Here is a 13,963-nt window from a genome sequence, read left to right as displayed (position 1 = left end):
CGACGCGAGGGTGCCCCGGAGCGCGGAGATCCGGGGCACCCTCGCGCGTGCCGGGACTCAGCCGCGAGCGCCCACCGCGGTCACCGGCAGGCCGGCCGCCTTCCACGCCTGGAAGCCGCCGACCAGGTCGGTGGCCCGGTACAGGCCCAGCCGGTGCAAGGAGTCCACGGCCAGACTGGAGGCGTACCCCTCGTTGCAGACCACGATCCAGCGCAGATCGTGCCGGGTGGCCGCGGGGGCGCGGTGGCTGCCGGACGGGTCCAGCCGCCACTCCAGTTCGTTCCGCTCGACCAGCAGGGCGCCCGGGATCAGCCCGTCCCGTTCCCGGAGCGCCTGGTACCGGGTGTCGACCAGCAGGGCCTCACCCGCCTCGACCGCCGCGTACGCCTCCCGCGCCCCGATCCGCTCGTACCCCGCCCGGATCCGCTCCAGGTGCCCGTCGATGCCGGTCCGGGCCGGCTGCGCGGTGCTCATTCCCAGTCCGCCGGGCGCTCGACGTGCTCCAGCGTGAGGACCGGGCCGGTGCGGCTGTACCGGCGGATCTGCGGCAGCGGCGGGTAGTACGCGTGAACCGAGACCGCGTGCTCCGCCGCGGACGGGTTGAGCACCTCGTGGACGTGGTACTCGCCGAAGGCCCGCCCGCTACCCGGGCCGAGGCTGCGGCTCCGGTCGTGCCCGGCGGCCAGTTCCAGGCTCTGCCAGCCCTCCGAGGGCAGCCGGACGGCGAGGGAGTGCTCGGTGAGCCGGCCGCGGGCGGTGGCGAACGCGCCGCGCGACTCGGCGTGGTCGTGCCAGCCGGTGCCGGTGCCCGGTGGCCAGCCGATCAGCCAGGCCTCGCTGCCGCCCGGGCCGTCCAGCCGCACCCAGGTGCGGCCTTCGGGATCGAGGGGGAGTGAGTCGATCACCTCCGGGTCGGAGGCGGTGCGCAGGGCGAACTCGAGGAGTTCGGCGGCGGTGGGCCCGGTGTGCGGGCGGGCTGTGGCCTGATCCGGGGCGTGGCCGGGCGCAGGCGCGTACGAGGGTGCAGACATGGAGGATGACCGTCCTGGGGGTTCGCGTGGGAGCGCGCACGACGGCGCGCGGAAGAAAGGCGAATCAGCAGGCGGGGCGACAGACGCAGCCCGCATAGCGGAGCAGGTCCATGTGGACCCTCCGCCAGAGGCGTACGTCGGTGCCGGTCATGTCCGCGAGTGAACCACGAGTGACCTTGAGGGTCAATCGATCACTGCTGTGGCGTGGTGGACTCCCCCGGTGCGGCGGGCACCGCGGCGGGGAGGGCGGGCCGGGCCGGCCGGGCGGGGACCGCGGCCACCGCGGCGGCGCCCTCCCCGGCACCCTTTCCGGCGCCTTTCCCGGCGCTCTCCCCGGCGGCCGTGCCGGAGCCGGCCGCGCCCTTCGCCCCGGCCTCCCCGGTCCCGCCGGGCGCCCCCGCCCGGACCGCGTCGGCCGCCTCGTACAACTCGGCCGGCCGGACCCCCGCGAAGGTCGCCGCCAGATGGCCGTCCGGCCGGACCAGCAGCACGGTGTGCGCGGGCGCCCCCGGGTAGCCGTCGGCGACCAGCAGTTCCGCCCGTACCGGCAGGGCGCTCACCGCCGCCGCCAGCCGGGGCATCAGCCCGGCCTTCATCCAGTGCCGCCGGTCCCACACCCCGGTTCCCGGTGCCACCAGCACCACCAGCAGCCGGCTCCCCAGCAGGTCCCGCAGCGGCACGGTCGACCCGTCCGGCGCGGTCACCGGTACGTTCGCCACGGCGCCGCCCGGCTCGGTGTCGGTCGGTACTTCGCGGACCGCGACCGGAGGGGCGTACGCCGGCGCGGAACCGAGCGGCCCGCGCCCCAGATGGCCTTCGGCGAGCAGCAGTTCGTGGGTGCGCCCGGACCCCGGCAGGTAGCTGCGCAGCCCGCCGCCGCCCCGCAGCACCGGCAGTGCCTGGTCGGCGGCGCGCAGCCGGGCGGCCACGGCGGTGCGCCGTTCGGCCTGGTAGCTGTCCAGGAGCCCCTCGGAGGCCCCGTGATGCCAGGCCAGGGCCAGCTTCCAGGCCAGGTTCTCGACGTCCCGCAGCCCTTCCTCGACCCCCTGGGTGCCCACCGCGCCGAGCAGGTGCGCGGCGTCTCCGGCGAGGAAGGCGCGGCCCTCGCGCCAGCTCCGGGCCAGCCGGTGGTGCACGGTGTACACCCCGGTGTCGATCAGGTCGTACGGGGGAGTGGTACCGCCGCACCAGCCCGCCAGGGTCTCCCGGATCAGGGCGATCAACGCGTCCGGGGTGACCAGGTCGCCGCGCGGCGGCAGCAGCCAGTCCAGCCGCCACACCCCGTCGGGCAGCGGCCGGGCCGTCACCTCGGTGACACCGGAGGAGTGGCCGCGGTGCAGCAGGGCCTCGCCCGGCCAGGGGAGTTCGGTGCGCAGAGCGGCCACCGCATGCCGTTCGACGGCGGTACGGCCGGGGAAGCGGATGCCGAGGAGCTTGCGGACGGTGGACCGGGCGCCATCGCAGCCGACCAGCCAACTCCCGCGCCACCAGGTGGTTTCGGCACCCCGGGTGTGCACGGTGACCCCCTGCGCCTCCTGCTCCAGCGAGTCCAGGCGGCTGTCCGGAACCAGCTGCACCAAGGGGTGGGCCGCGGCTGCGTCCCGCAGGCCGCGGGCGAGGGCGTGCTGGGGGACGTGCAGCGGGGCCGGGTGGTCCTCGAAGGTGCTCCGGTGGGTCTGCTGCCGCCGGCGCAGGGTGCGCCAGGCGGCGAAGTGGGCGCCCTCGTCGCGCAGCGTCGTACAGCCGAGGCGCTGCGCCATGGCGGCGGTGTCGGCGTGCAGCACGACCGTCCGGGCCGGTCGTGGTTCGTCCTTGCCGGGGCCCTCGTCGAGGAGGACGGAGGGCACGCCCTGGCCGGCCAGGGCGAGGGACAGGGACAGTCCGACGGGCCCCGCGCCGACGACGATCACCGGGTCCATGGCGCGGCTCCCGGTGTCCGGTATGTGATCACAGACCGTATGCAACCCACTGAAGGTGCGTGCGTCAAGTGACACCGGGCGCAACGCCGTCGCACGCATGTGCGCGGTGCGCCGGGAGGTGATCCGGCGCACCGCGCACACGAGGTGATGAAGGGTCAGGAGCGACCCCTGGGGCGGGCCTCAGTCCTTCGAGACCACGTCCGAGCCGTCGCCCTGGGCGGGGATCGCGGCGGTGGCGCCACCGTCGCCGCCCGCCTTGTCGGTGACGGTCACGGCGGGAGCGGCCGTACCGCCGGACTTCTTCTTCTGCTGCCGCAGCCGCCGCTCCAGCCAGGAGGCGAAGCCGGTGAGCGCGAAGTTCAGCACCACGTACAGCAGGGCGATCACGACCAGGGTCGGGATGGTGTTGCTGTAGTTGGCGGAGATCTGCCGGTTCATCGACAGCAGTTCGCCCAGGCCCAGGACGGCGCCCGCGATGGCGGTGTCCTTGAGGATGACGACCAGTTGGCTGATCAGGGCGGGCAGCATCGCCGCGACCGCCTGCGGGATCAGCACGTGGGCCATGATCTGGCTCTTGCGCAGACCGAGCGCCTTGGCCGCCTCGCCCTGCCCCTTGGGCAGCGACAGGATGCCGGCCCGGACGATCTCGGCGATCACCGAGGCGTTGTAGAGCACCAGGCCGGTGACGCAGGCGTACAGCGGCCTGATCTCGGAGTCGATGTCCGTGAACTTCACGAACAGCGCGGAGCCGAACACCATGAGGATCAGCACCGGCATGGCGCGGAAGAACTCGACGACCGCGCCGACCGGGACGCGCACCCAGGCGTGGTCGGAGAGCCGGCCGATACCGAAGAGGGCGCCCAGCGGCAGCGCGATCACCATGGCGATGAGGCCGGCCTTGATGGTCTCGCCGAGGCCCGGCAGGAGGAAGGTCGTCCAGACCTTACCCTCCAGGAACGGCGTCCACTTGTCTGCCTCCAGCTGGTTCTTGTCGGCCAGGGTGCCTATCACCCACCACCCGGCCAGTGCCAGCAGCACCAGGAAGACCGCGGTGTAGATGATGTTGCGCGCCTTGGCCTTGGGCCCCGGCGTGTCGTAGAGCACCGAGCTCATCGCTTCACCGCCACTCGCTTGGCCACCCAGCCCAGCAGCAGACCGGTGGGCAGGGTCAGCAGGACGAAGCCGAGGGCAATGACCCCGAAGACGGCGAACAGCGCTTGTGCTTCGTTCTCGATCATTTCCTTCATCAGCAGGGCCGCCTCGGCCACGCCGATGGCCGCCGCCACCGTGGTGTTCTTGGTGAGGGCGATCAGTACGTTGGCGAGCGGCGCGATGACCGCCCGGAAGGCCTGGGGGAGCACGATCAGACGGAGGACCTGGGTGAAGCTCAGGCCCAGCGCGCGGGCCGCCTCGGCCTGGCCGACCGGCACCGTGTTGATGCCGGAACGCAGCGCCTCGCACACGAAGGTGCCGGTGTAGGCGGAGAAACCGAGCACGGCGAGCCGGAAGCCGATGTCCTCGAAGCGCTCGGCGCCCATGGAGAACCCGAGCGTCTGGTTGAGGCCCAGCGAGCAGCCGATGATCAGCACGGTGAGCGGGATGTTCCGCACGACGTTCACGTATGCAGTGCCGAAGACCCGCATCAGCGGGACCGGGCTGACCCGCATCCCGGCGAGCAGGGTGCCCCAGACCAGGGACCCGATCGCCGAGTAGAGGGTGAGCTGCACCGTCACCCAGAAGGCGCCGAGCAGGTCGTACTGCCCGGACTCAAGAAATTCGAACACGATGTCCTGCGCTCTCCCCAGGATGGCCGGTGGGGCGCGCCGCCGCCCGAGGCAGGCGGGCGGCGACGCGCCTCACCGAGGAATCAGCTGCCTTCGGTGATCTGCGGCGCGGGCTCGTTCTTGTAGTTCGCCGGGCCGAAGTTGGCCGTCACGAACTTGTCCCAGGAGCCGTCCTGGACCATCTTCTTCAGCGCGGCGTTGATCTTGGTCTGAAGGTCCTTGTCACCCTTCTTCAGACCGATGCCGTAGTTCTCGTTGCTCAGGCTCAGGCCGGCCAGCTTGAACTTGCCCTTGTTCTTCTCCTGCGCGGCGTAGCCGGCGAGGATCGAGTTGTCCGTGGTCAGGGCGTCCACGGCCTTGTTCTCCAGGCCGGTGAGGCACTCGGAGTAGCCGCCGTTCTGGATCAGGTTGGCCTTGGGGGCCAGCTTGTCCTTGACGTTCTGGGCGGAGGTGGAGCCGGCGACCGAGCAGAGCTTCTTGTCGTTCAGGTCCTCGGGCTTGGTGATGGACGAGTCGTCGGCGCGGACCAGCAGGTCCTGGTGGGCCAGGAAGTACGGGCCGGCGAAGTCGACCTTGGCCTTGCGCTTGTCGGTGATCGAGTAGCTGGCGACGATGAACTTGACGTCGCCGCTCTGGAGCAGGTTCTCGCGGTCGGCGGAGACGGCCTGCCTGAACTCGATCTTGTCGGCGCTGTAGCCCAGCTCCTTGGCCACGTAGGTGGCCACGTCCACATCGAAGCCGGTGTACTTGCCGTCCGGCGTCTTCAGGCCGAGACCCGGCTGGTCGAACTTGATGCCGATGACGACCTTCTTGCCGCCGCCGGAGCCGGAACCCTTGTCGCTCTTGTCGTCGCTGCCACCGCACGCGGTCGCCGTCAGGGCGAGAGTGGCGGCGAGCGCCGCAGCCGCACCGGCCTTGAAAACCTTCATGGTGAACTTCCCTCGGATGAGACGTTGTTGAACTACCACCGGATGAGTACCAGACCGGAAACTCAGTGGTGCAGGATCTTCGAAAGGAAGTCCTTGGCGCGGTCGCTGCGCGGGTTGCTGAAGAACTGCTCGGGCGCCGCCTCTTCGACGATCTTCCCGTCGGCCATGAAGACGACCCGGTTGGCCGCCGAGCGGGCGAAGCCCATCTCGTGCGTGACCACGACCATCGTCATGCCCTCGGCGGCGAGCTGCTGCATGACCTCCAGCACCTCGTTGATCATCTCCGGGTCCAGCGCCGAGGTGGGCTCGTCGAAAAGCATCACCTTCGGCTCCATCGCCAGCGCGCGGGCGATCGCCACGCGCTGCTGCTGGCCACCGGAGAGCTGAGCCGGGTACTTGTCGGCCTGGCTGCCGACACCCACCCGGTCCAGCAGGGTCCGTGCCTTCGCCTCGGCCTCGGGGAACGGCGTCTTGCGGACCTTCAGCTGGCCCAGCAGCACGTTCTCCAGCACCGTCTTGTGCGCGAAGAGGTTGAACGACTGGAACACCATGCCGACATCGGCGCGCAGCCGGGCCAGCTCCCGCCCCTCGGCGGGCAGTTCGGCGCCGTCCAGGGTGATGGAGCCGGAGTCGATGGTCTCCAGCCGGTTGATGGTCCGGCACAGGGTCGACTTGCCCGAACCCGACGGACCGATCACCACGACGACCTCGCCGCGCGCAATGCTCAGATTGATGTCCTGAAGCACGTGCAACGCGCCGAAGTGCTTGTTGACGTTGCTCAGTACGACCAGGCCGTCCGCTGCGGGAGTCGAGTCCTCCGCCCCGGCGCCCTTGGTCACTGATACTCCGCTCATCGGCTTGTAGCTCCGTCCTCCTCGGTTGGGAGGACAGTAGTGAGAGGGTGTGCACACCGTCATCACATCTGAGCGAGAATTGAGCATAACGATACGGCTTCCCCCGAACACGCTGTGTGCGCGGGGAGAGACACCTTGCGTGATGCCCCTGTGGTGCTGTTTTACTGAGCGCGATCACGAAAGGGGGCCCAGAAGATGAGACTGCTGCTCGTCGAGGACGACGACCACGTCGCCGCGGCCCTGTCCGCGATCCTGGCCCGGCACGGATTCCGGGTGACGCACGCCCGCAACGGCGAGGAGGCCCTGCAGGCCCTGCTGCCGGCCGACGCCCCGCCCTTCGGTGTGGTCCTGCTCGACCTCGGCCTGCCCGACCAGGACGGCTACGAGGTCTGCGGCAAGATCCGCAAGCGCACCGCCATCCCCGTGATCATGGTGACGGCCCGCGGTGACGTCCGCTCCCGCATCCACGGCCTCAACATGGGTGCCGACGACTACGTGGTGAAGCCCTACGACACCGGCGAGCTGCTCGCCCGTATCCACGCCGTCGCCCGCCGCACCGGCACCGGCGGCGGATCGGCCGCCGACGACAGCACCCCGGCCGGCCCCCGCCGCAGTCCCGCAGGTCCCCCCGGACTGGTCCGGCTCGGCCAGGTCAGCATCGAGCTGCCCACCCGCCGGGTCTCCGTCGACGGCACCGACGTACCCCTCACCCGCAAGGAATTCGACCTGCTCGCCCTGCTCGCACAGCGCCCCGGCGTGGTCTTCCGGCGGGAGCAGATCATCAGCGAGGTGTGGCACACCAGTTGGGAGGGCACCGGGCGCACCCTCGAAGTGCACGTCGCCTCGCTGCGCTCCAAACTGCGGATGCCCGCACTCATCGAAACGGTGCGCGGGGTGGGCTACCGGCTCGTGGCTCCCGGCCCGGGCGCCTCCTAGGGGGCCCGCCGCCGTGCGCGCCCGGCTGCTGCCCCTGCTCGTCGTCCTGATGGCGGGTGTCCTGCTCGCCCTCGGCTTCCCGCTCGCCGTCAGCCTGGCTGCCGGACAGCAGCAGCGGGTGGTGGTCGACCGGATCGACGACAGTGCCCGGTTCGCCGCCCTCGCCCAGTTCGTCGTGGACGCCGAAGGCTCCGGCGACAAGGGCGCCGACGAACGCCGCGAGACCCTCCAGTCCGAACTCGCCCGCTACCAGGAGCTGTACGGCATCAGGGTGGGCATCTTCTACCGCGACGGCAACGCCATGGCCCGGGCCCCCGGCTGGTGGCGGCTGCCCGACACCGACGACGCCCGGCAGGCCTTCGAAGAGGCCCTGGCCGGCCGGCGCAGCCACGATCCGGCCCAGGTCTGGCCCTGGCAGCCGCACGGCAAACTGCTCGTCGCCTCCCCGGTCGTCCTCGACGGGGACGTGGTCGCCGTCGTGGTCACCGAATCACCCACCGACCAGATGCGCTCCCGCACCCTCCAGGGCTGGCTGATCATCGCAGCCGGCCTGGCCGCCGCCATGCTGGTGGCCTTCGGTGCGGCCCTGCGCCTCACCAGCTGGGTGCTCAAGCCCGTCCGCACCCTGGACGCCGCCGCCCACGGCATCGCGACCGGGCGGATGAACTCCCGGGTCGCAGCCTCCGGCGGCCCGCCGGAACTCCGCCGGCTGGCCCGCTCGTTCAACGAGATGGCCGACAACGTGGAAGAGGTGCTGGAGCAGCAGCGGGCCTTTGTCGCCGACGCCTCCCACCAGCTCCGCAACCCGCTCGCCGCACTGCTGCTCCGGATCGAACTGCTCGCCCTCGAACTCCCTGAGGACAACGAGGAGATCGCCTCGGTCCGCACCGAGGGCAAGCGCCTGGCCCAGGTTCTGGACGACCTCCTGGACCTTGCGCTCGCCGAGCACGCCTCCGCCGAGATCCGCCTCACCGACATCGGTGAGCTCACCGCCGAACGTGTCGCCGCCTGGCGCCCGCTCGCCGAGGAGAAGGGTGTCCGGCTCACCTCGGCCGGCCGGGCCGCCGTCACCGGCTGGGCCGACCCCATCGCCCTGTCCAGCGCCCTGGACGCGGTCATCGACAACGCCCTCAAGTTCACCCCGGCCGGCGAGGAGGTCGAGGTGACGGTCACCGCCGAGGAGGGGCAGGCCCTCGTCGTGGTCGCCGACCGCGGCCCCGGCCTCACCGAGGAGGAGCTGGAGCGCATCGGCGACCGCTTCTGGCGCAGCGGCCGGCACCAGAACGTCAAGGGCTCCGGTCTCGGCCTGTCCATCTCCCGGGCCCTGCTGGCCGCGGGCGGCGGATCCCTCTCGTACGAGACGAACCCGCCGCACGGGCTCCGGGTGACGGTGACCGTCCCGCGCACCGCCCCGCACGCGTCCTGACCGCCGCCGCGGCCCGACGGCGCCCCGGCCCGACTGCCCCGGCCCCGGCCCGTACGGAGGCCCGCTCCGGCTACCAGCGGTAGGAGGTACGCGCCGGAGCCGAGGCGGTGTAGCGCTCGCCGACCGCACGCACCTCCAGCACCGTCACCCGCTCCCGCCCGGCCCGCTCCAGCGCGGGCACGTACAGCGCGGTTCCGCAGGTCCCGCCGAGGAACCGGCGGGTGCCGTCCGGCAGCACCCGGACCAGCTCGTGGTGCCGGACCGGGCCGGGCGCCCGCCGCCAGGACACCCGCAGCGCGGCGACCCGGTCGCCCGTACGGACCGAGGCGTCCACCGCCAAGCCGGCGGGCGCGGCCGGCCGCTCCGAAACACCGTTCCGGAGCTCGTGCACCGCCAGCATGCCCAGCCGCCAGCGGACCGGCCGCCCGTCGCGCCCGGTGAGCCGTACCGCCAGGCCGTACGCGGTCCCTCCGGCCAGTGCCGCCGGGCGCACCCGGGAGGTACGCCAGCCCCGGCCCGCCCCGGACGCCGCCACCGGCAGCCAGGTGTACGGCACGGCCCCGCCCGGGGCGGCCGGCTCACGGCAGGCGATCCCGACCTCCACCGCCACCGGGCCGGCCTCGGTGCGGTGGACGAGCTCCAGCACGGTGTTCCGGGACAGCGGCAGCCGGGTGGCGTGCAGCCCGACCTCGGCCGGCCCGGTCGGCCGGCCCTCGACCAGCAGACTGGAGCCGCCGCGCCAGGCATCGGCGAAGTCCAGCGTGACCGCGGGCCGTTCGCCCTCCGTACGGACCACCCAGCGGCGGCCGGGCAGCAGGTCCTGGAGGCCGAGGTGGTTCCACGGCACCGCCGAGAGCACCCGGCCCTCCTCGTACCAGCGCAGCCCGTGACCGGTGTTGAAGGAGCAGGCGAAGGGCAGGGCGGTGACGGTGGAGCGGTCGGCGACCACGGTGGCCGGCGCCCGCCAGCCGTGCTCGGGGGCCGGCCGGGAGGGATCCGCCGGCTCACCGGTCCAGAACCGGTCCTCGGCGGCATGGAAGGCACCGGGGGAGCGGTCGGCGAGGTGGTTGCGGGTCCACTCGGGCCGGTAGAAGCCGTAGCCGACGATGTGCCGCCCCTCCCGCGGCACCAGATCGTCCCAGGCCACCGGGGTGTCCCAGCCCCGGGCCTCCACGTCCACCCCCGCCCACAGCTCGTACCGGCTGCGGCCGATCCGGTCGGCCCGGTCGCCGGAGGGCCGCAGCTTCTCCTCGTGGTTCCGCCAGCCGAAATCCACGAACATGGTGTCCGCCACCCGCCCGGCCCGGTCCTCGAAAAACTCCTGGTTGAGGTCGTTGAGCGCCCCCTGCCAGCCCACCCGGCCGGTGCAGTTCATCGCGTCGTACCAGGTGATGCGCAGGCCGTGCGCCGCGCCGCGGGTCCGGAGCGCCCGGAGGAACTCCCGCATCCGGCCTGCCAGTCCGCTGTCCCCGCCATCGGTCTCGGCATTGACGAACCAGCCGTCGAAGCCGTACGCCACCGCCACCCGGACCAGCTGTTCGGCCACCGGGAACCCGCCGAGGGCGTCCTGCTGCACCAGATCCCGGGTCCACTGCAGGTCACCGCCGTACGCGACGGGAGGCAGGAACACATTGCCCAGCACCCGCACCCCGTTGCGGTGGGCGGCATCGGTGACCGGCGCGTTCGGCGCGAGCACGATGCCCTCGCCGGCGGACCCGCCCCAGAACACCAGCTCGTCAAGGTACGCCCAGTGGCCGAAGGCGTACACATCGGAGGTCGGCGAACCCTGGGCCGGATTCTGGGCGGTGCTCCCGAAGGAGACCAGGGAGGCGATCCGGGCCTGGCCGGCCCGGGCGGTGGTGTTCGGCGGTACCGGGGTGAATCGTTTCGCCAAGGGCACGCCCGCCCTGTTGTAGGCCAGGTCCGGGTCCGACTCGGGCGTCCAGTCCCGCAGCGACCGCCAGACGATCCCGGGGCCCGGGCGGCCGGCGGGCAGCGTGTCGGGGAACCAGTAGGAGGCGTACGGGGCCAGGTCCGCGGGGGCCGGGGCGCCGCCCACAGCCCCGGCCGGGCCGGCCGCCACGGCAGGGCCGGCGGTTCCGCCCAGCAGAGCCGCGGCCCCGGCGCCCGCACCCACGGCCAGCATCCGGCGCCGGGTGGGGCGCGGGGCCGGGCGCAGCGGCGGAGCCGGGGGCGGCGCCGACGGCGGACCGGGCGGCGTACGGGTGTCGGCCTTCTTGCCGGTCTCGGACATGCGTCTCCTTCGGGGTGGTCGCCCTGCGGGGTCGGCGCAACGGGGGATCAGCGGGTCAGCGGGTCAGCGGACCTCCGCCGGAGTGATCAGTTCGGTGATGCCGCGCGCCGCGAGATGCGCCCGGCCGGCCTCGCCGTCCGACGTGCTGCCGGGGAGGTGGTCGGCGAGCACCACCGCCGGACGGACCCCGTCCGCGGTGAGCCGCGCCCAGGCCTCGAAGAACTCCCCGCCCGGCGCGCACACCGACCGGCGCGGCGCCGCCTCCGCCCCGCCCACGTCCAGGACCAGGGCCGTACGGCGCGGAGCCGGGCGGTGCTCCGGTCGCCCGGCTCCGGCGCCCCGCCGGTCCGCGACGATCCGCGCGATCGTCTCGCCCGCCGGCTTCACCCGCCGGTCGTTGGTGAGCAGCCCCAGCCCGTACTCCAGCTCCGGGAAGTCCGCCAGCTCCCGCGCCACATCGTGCGAACACCACCAGGTGATCCCCCACAGGTCCGGGCAGTCCAGGGCATTGGCCACGGTCGCCGCCGTGAACGAGGCCGCATGACCGGGCCCGATATACGGGGCCGGGGCCCCCACCTCCTGGAGCCACACCGGCCGCCGCGGATCCACCGCCCACGCCTTCGACAGCTCGATCAGGTAGGCGGCGTGGTGCTCGGTGGCCGTACCGGTCCGCCCGTACCGCTGGGCGGTCCCGTTGAACACCCACGAGTGGACGGCGGTGGCCGCGCCCAGCCGCGCCGCGTGCGCCGGGGTGAAGGGGTGGCCGTCCCGGTACCAGGACGCGTCGTACTCCGCGTGCAGATGGAACCGCCCCGGTGCCCCCGCCTCGCAGGCCGCCAGCATCCGCTCCAGCCACCTCCCGGCCTGCTCCGGGGTGATCCGGTCCGGGTCCGGGTGCGGGGCGTCCGAGAACTGGCCGATCTCGTTGCCGACCGTCATGCCCAGGAAGTGGGGCCGGTCCGCCAGTGCCGCGGCCAGCGTCCGCAGGTACTCCTCCTGCCCCGCGATCACCTCCGGATCGCTGAACAGGTTCCGCCGGTGCCAGGTGCGGGTCCAGGCCGGCAGGAAGTCGAAGCCGGACAGGTGTCCCTGGAGGCCGTCCACGGCGACGTCCAGCCCGCGCTCGCCGGCCGCGTCCGCGAGGGACACCAGCTGCTCGACGGCGCGCGGCCGGATCAGCGACCGGTTCGGCTGGAACAGCGGCCACAGCGGGAACACCCGGATGTGGTCCAGGCCCAGTGCGGCAACCGAGTCGAGATCGGCCCTCACCTCGTCGAGGTCAAAGTCCAGCCAGTGGTGGAACCAGCCGCGGGTGGGGGTGTAGTTGACGCCGAAACGCAGCATGGGCGGTCCTGGGACGGGGGTGGCCGGCGCGGGTGGCCGGTGACGGGTGGCCGGCGACGGGTGGTCTGCCGGGTCCGCACAACCTGACGGGCCGTGGGCCGCGCAGTCAACACGGCCTCTTCCGGCAGGGTGACCGGACGGCCCGGGCCGGAGCGCCCTGACCAGGGCCGCCCCCCGAAGCCCGGTGCGTACTCCGCCGCCCGGCACATGGCCCGTACCCGCCGGTGCCGTGGCCGGACCACTGCGGTTCGGCCCCGGCCCGCGCGTTGCCGACCGGGATCGCGTACGGTCCGGGAACCCCGTGAGAGCACGGCACAGCCGCCGCGCGCATACTGAACCGACCACCTCCAGGAGCGCCACCGTGACCACGCCCACCCCGACCTCCGCCCTCCCCACCATGCGCGGGGGCGCCGCGGCCGGCCCCGCAGTCGACCCCGCCGCCGGACTGACCGCCGCGATCGACATCGGCGGCACGAAGATCGCCGGAGCGCTGGTGCATCCCGACGGCACCATGACCGCGACCACCCGCCGGCCCACCCCGCGCGGGGTGGACGGCGACGGCGTCATGGCAGCGGTCGCCGAGATCGTCGCCGACCTGGCCCGGGACCCCGGCTGGGCCGGGGTGCGGCGGTGCGGGATCGGCAGCGCAGGCCCGGTGGACTCCGCCCGGGGCACGGTCAGCCCGGTGAACATCACGGCCTGGCGCGACTACCCGGTAGTGGCCCGGACCGAAGCCGCCCTGGCCGCTCACGGCCGCCCGGTCCCCACCGTGCTGGTCGGCGACGGGGTGGCGATGACGGCGGCCGAGCACTGGCTGGGCGCGGCCCGGGGGCACGCGAACGCCCTGTGCATGGTCGTCTCCACGGGCGTGGGCGGCGGCCTGGTCCTCGGCGGGCGCCTGCTGCCCGGCCCCACCGGCAACGCCGGCCACATCGGTCACATCAGCGTCGACTTCGCCGGCGGCGAGGAGTGCGCGTGCGGCGGGCGCGGCTGCGTGGAGGCGATCGCCTCCGGCACGGCCATCGCCCGCTGGGCCCGGAACCGGGGCTGGACCGGCCCCGATCCCACGGCGGCGGGGGTGGCCACGGCCGCCCGGGCCGGCGACCCCGTCGCCCTGGCCGCCTTCGACCGCGCCGGCCGCGCCCTGGCAGCGGCCATCGCCGCCACCGCCACGCTGGTGGAGACCGATATCGCGGTCATCGGCGGCGGGGTCGCCACCTGCGGCGACACCCTCCTCGGCCCGGTCCGCGCCCACCTGCCGCAGTACGCCACCCTCGGCTTCGTCAGCGGCCTCCGCATCGTCCCGGCAGCCCTGGGCACCGACGCCGGCCTGATCGGCGCGGCGGCAGCAGCCCTGAACCTCCTCCCGGCCTAGTCGACGTGGTGGGTGCGGGGCGGGATGATGGAAGCGGATGCCCGATGCGATGATCCTCGCCTCCGCGGCCGGCAGGCCGCCAACGGCCCCCGCTCAGGACGGCCGCGCCGT

General features: G+C 73.2%; 13 protein-coding genes. 3 read left to right on the top strand and 10 right to left on the bottom strand.

What is annotated here, in order from left to right:
• Positions 1-57: 57 nt before the first annotated feature.
• From DEJ50_RS08790 to DEJ50_RS08760, 8 genes are all read right to left on the bottom strand, one after another.
• On the bottom strand, positions 58-474 hold the full coding sequence (locus tag DEJ50_RS08790) for a rhodanese-like domain-containing protein (protein WP_150207018.1): 417 nt from the start codon (positions 472-474) through the stop codon (positions 58-60).
• Positions 471-1,031 carry a cysteine dioxygenase gene (locus DEJ50_RS08785; protein WP_150207017.1) on the bottom strand — a complete coding sequence of 187 codons (561 nt, stop codon included), beginning with the start codon at positions 1,029-1,031 and terminating at the stop codon, positions 471-473. The genes DEJ50_RS08790 and DEJ50_RS08785 overlap by 4 nt, the downstream gene beginning before the upstream one ends.
• A gap of 64 nt (positions 1,032-1,095) precedes the next feature.
• Complete coding sequence (locus DEJ50_RS35400) at positions 1,096-1,143, bottom strand: hypothetical protein (RefSeq protein ID WP_317852582.1); 48 nt, start codon at positions 1,141-1,143, stop codon at positions 1,096-1,098.
• Positions 1,144-1,222: 79 nt separating this feature from the next.
• The gene (locus DEJ50_RS08780) at positions 1,223-2,950 is read right to left on the bottom strand and encodes an FAD-dependent monooxygenase (protein ID WP_150207016.1); all 1,728 of its coding nucleotides are present in this window, start codon (positions 2,948-2,950) and stop codon (positions 1,223-1,225) included.
• Positions 2,951-3,130: 180 nt separating this feature from the next.
• On the bottom strand, positions 3,131-4,063 hold the full coding sequence (locus DEJ50_RS08775; RefSeq protein ID WP_150207015.1) for an amino acid ABC transporter permease: 933 nt from the start codon (positions 4,061-4,063) through the stop codon (positions 3,131-3,133).
• Positions 4,060-4,734, bottom strand: a complete 675-nt coding sequence (locus tag DEJ50_RS08770; RefSeq protein WP_150207014.1) for an amino acid ABC transporter permease — start codon at positions 4,732-4,734, stop codon at positions 4,060-4,062. The genes DEJ50_RS08775 and DEJ50_RS08770 overlap by 4 nt, the downstream gene beginning before the upstream one ends.
• A gap of 83 nt (positions 4,735-4,817) precedes the next feature.
• The gene (locus DEJ50_RS08765) at positions 4,818-5,663 is read right to left on the bottom strand and encodes a glutamate ABC transporter substrate-binding protein (RefSeq protein ID WP_150207013.1); all 846 of its coding nucleotides are present in this window, start codon (positions 5,661-5,663) and stop codon (positions 4,818-4,820) included.
• Positions 5,664-5,725: 62 nt separating this feature from the next.
• A complete protein-coding gene (locus DEJ50_RS08760; RefSeq protein WP_150207012.1) occupies positions 5,726-6,517 on the bottom strand; it encodes an amino acid ABC transporter ATP-binding protein in 792 nt (263 codons plus the stop codon).
• Positions 6,518-6,712: 195 nt separating this feature from the next.
• On the opposite strand from DEJ50_RS08760, the gene DEJ50_RS08755 reads away from it, so the two are divergent.
• The gene (locus tag DEJ50_RS08755; RefSeq protein ID WP_150207011.1) at positions 6,713-7,453 is read left to right on the top strand and encodes a response regulator transcription factor; all 741 of its coding nucleotides are present in this window, start codon (positions 6,713-6,715) and stop codon (positions 7,451-7,453) included.
• Between the two features lie 13 nt (positions 7,454-7,466).
• Complete coding sequence (locus tag DEJ50_RS08750; RefSeq protein ID WP_150207010.1) at positions 7,467-8,879, top strand: sensor histidine kinase; 1,413 nt, start codon at positions 7,467-7,469, stop codon at positions 8,877-8,879.
• A 70-nt stretch (positions 8,880-8,949) separates the two neighbouring features.
• Here DEJ50_RS08750 and DEJ50_RS08745 read toward each other — a convergent pair whose 3' ends face one another.
• Positions 8,950-11,025: an endo-beta-N-acetylglucosaminidase gene (locus DEJ50_RS08745; RefSeq protein ID WP_223838086.1), complete on the bottom strand. Its 2,076-nt coding sequence runs from the start codon at positions 11,023-11,025 to the stop codon at positions 8,950-8,952.
• 171 nt (positions 11,026-11,196) lie between these two features.
• Positions 11,197-12,477, bottom strand: a complete 1,281-nt coding sequence (locus DEJ50_RS08740) for a glycoside hydrolase 5 family protein (protein WP_150207008.1) — start codon at positions 12,475-12,477, stop codon at positions 11,197-11,199.
• A gap of 397 nt (positions 12,478-12,874) precedes the next feature.
• Here DEJ50_RS08740 and DEJ50_RS08735 point away from each other — a divergent pair, with 397 nt between their 5' ends.
• Positions 12,875-13,852 (top strand): ROK family protein, encoded by a 978-nt coding sequence (locus DEJ50_RS08735; RefSeq protein WP_150212005.1) that lies wholly within the window; start codon positions 12,875-12,877, stop codon positions 13,850-13,852.
• The last annotated feature ends 111 nt before the right edge of the window (positions 13,853-13,963 follow it).

The sequence above is a fragment of the Streptomyces venezuelae genome (assembly GCF_008642295.1).
GTDB lineage: Bacteria > Actinomycetota > Actinomycetes > Streptomycetales > Streptomycetaceae > Streptomyces > Streptomyces venezuelae_C.
This window is presented reverse-complemented; position numbering and strand designations above follow the sequence as displayed.

Coding starts and splice junctions, on each gene's coding strand:
- DEJ50_RS08790 (WP_150207018.1), bottom strand. CDS start 474: ATGAGCACCGCGCAGCCGGCCCGGACCGGCATCGACGGGCACCTGGAG.
- DEJ50_RS08785 (WP_150207017.1), bottom strand. CDS start 1,031: ATGTCTGCACCCTCGTACGCGCCTGCGCCCGGCCACGCCCCGGATCAG.
- DEJ50_RS08780 (WP_150207016.1), bottom strand. CDS start 2,950: ATGGACCCGGTGATCGTCGTCGGCGCGGGGCCCGTCGGACTGTCCCTG.
- DEJ50_RS08775 (WP_150207015.1), bottom strand. CDS start 4,063: ATGAGCTCGGTGCTCTACGACACGCCGGGGCCCAAGGCCAAGGCGCGC.
- DEJ50_RS08765 (WP_150207013.1), bottom strand. CDS start 5,663: ATGAAGGTTTTCAAGGCCGGTGCGGCTGCGGCGCTCGCCGCCACTCTC.
- DEJ50_RS08760 (WP_150207012.1), bottom strand. CDS start 6,517: ATGAGCGGAGTATCAGTGACCAAGGGCGCCGGGGCGGAGGACTCGACT.
- DEJ50_RS08755 (WP_150207011.1), top strand. CDS start 6,713: ATGAGACTGCTGCTCGTCGAGGACGACGACCACGTCGCCGCGGCCCTG.
- DEJ50_RS08745 (WP_223838086.1), bottom strand. CDS start 11,025: ATGCTGGCCGTGGGTGCGGGCGCCGGGGCCGCGGCTCTGCTGGGCGGA.
- DEJ50_RS08740 (WP_150207008.1), bottom strand. CDS start 12,477: ATGCTGCGTTTCGGCGTCAACTACACCCCCACCCGCGGCTGGTTCCAC.
- DEJ50_RS08735 (WP_150212005.1), top strand. CDS start 12,875: ATGCGCGGGGGCGCCGCGGCCGGCCCCGCAGTCGACCCCGCCGCCGGA.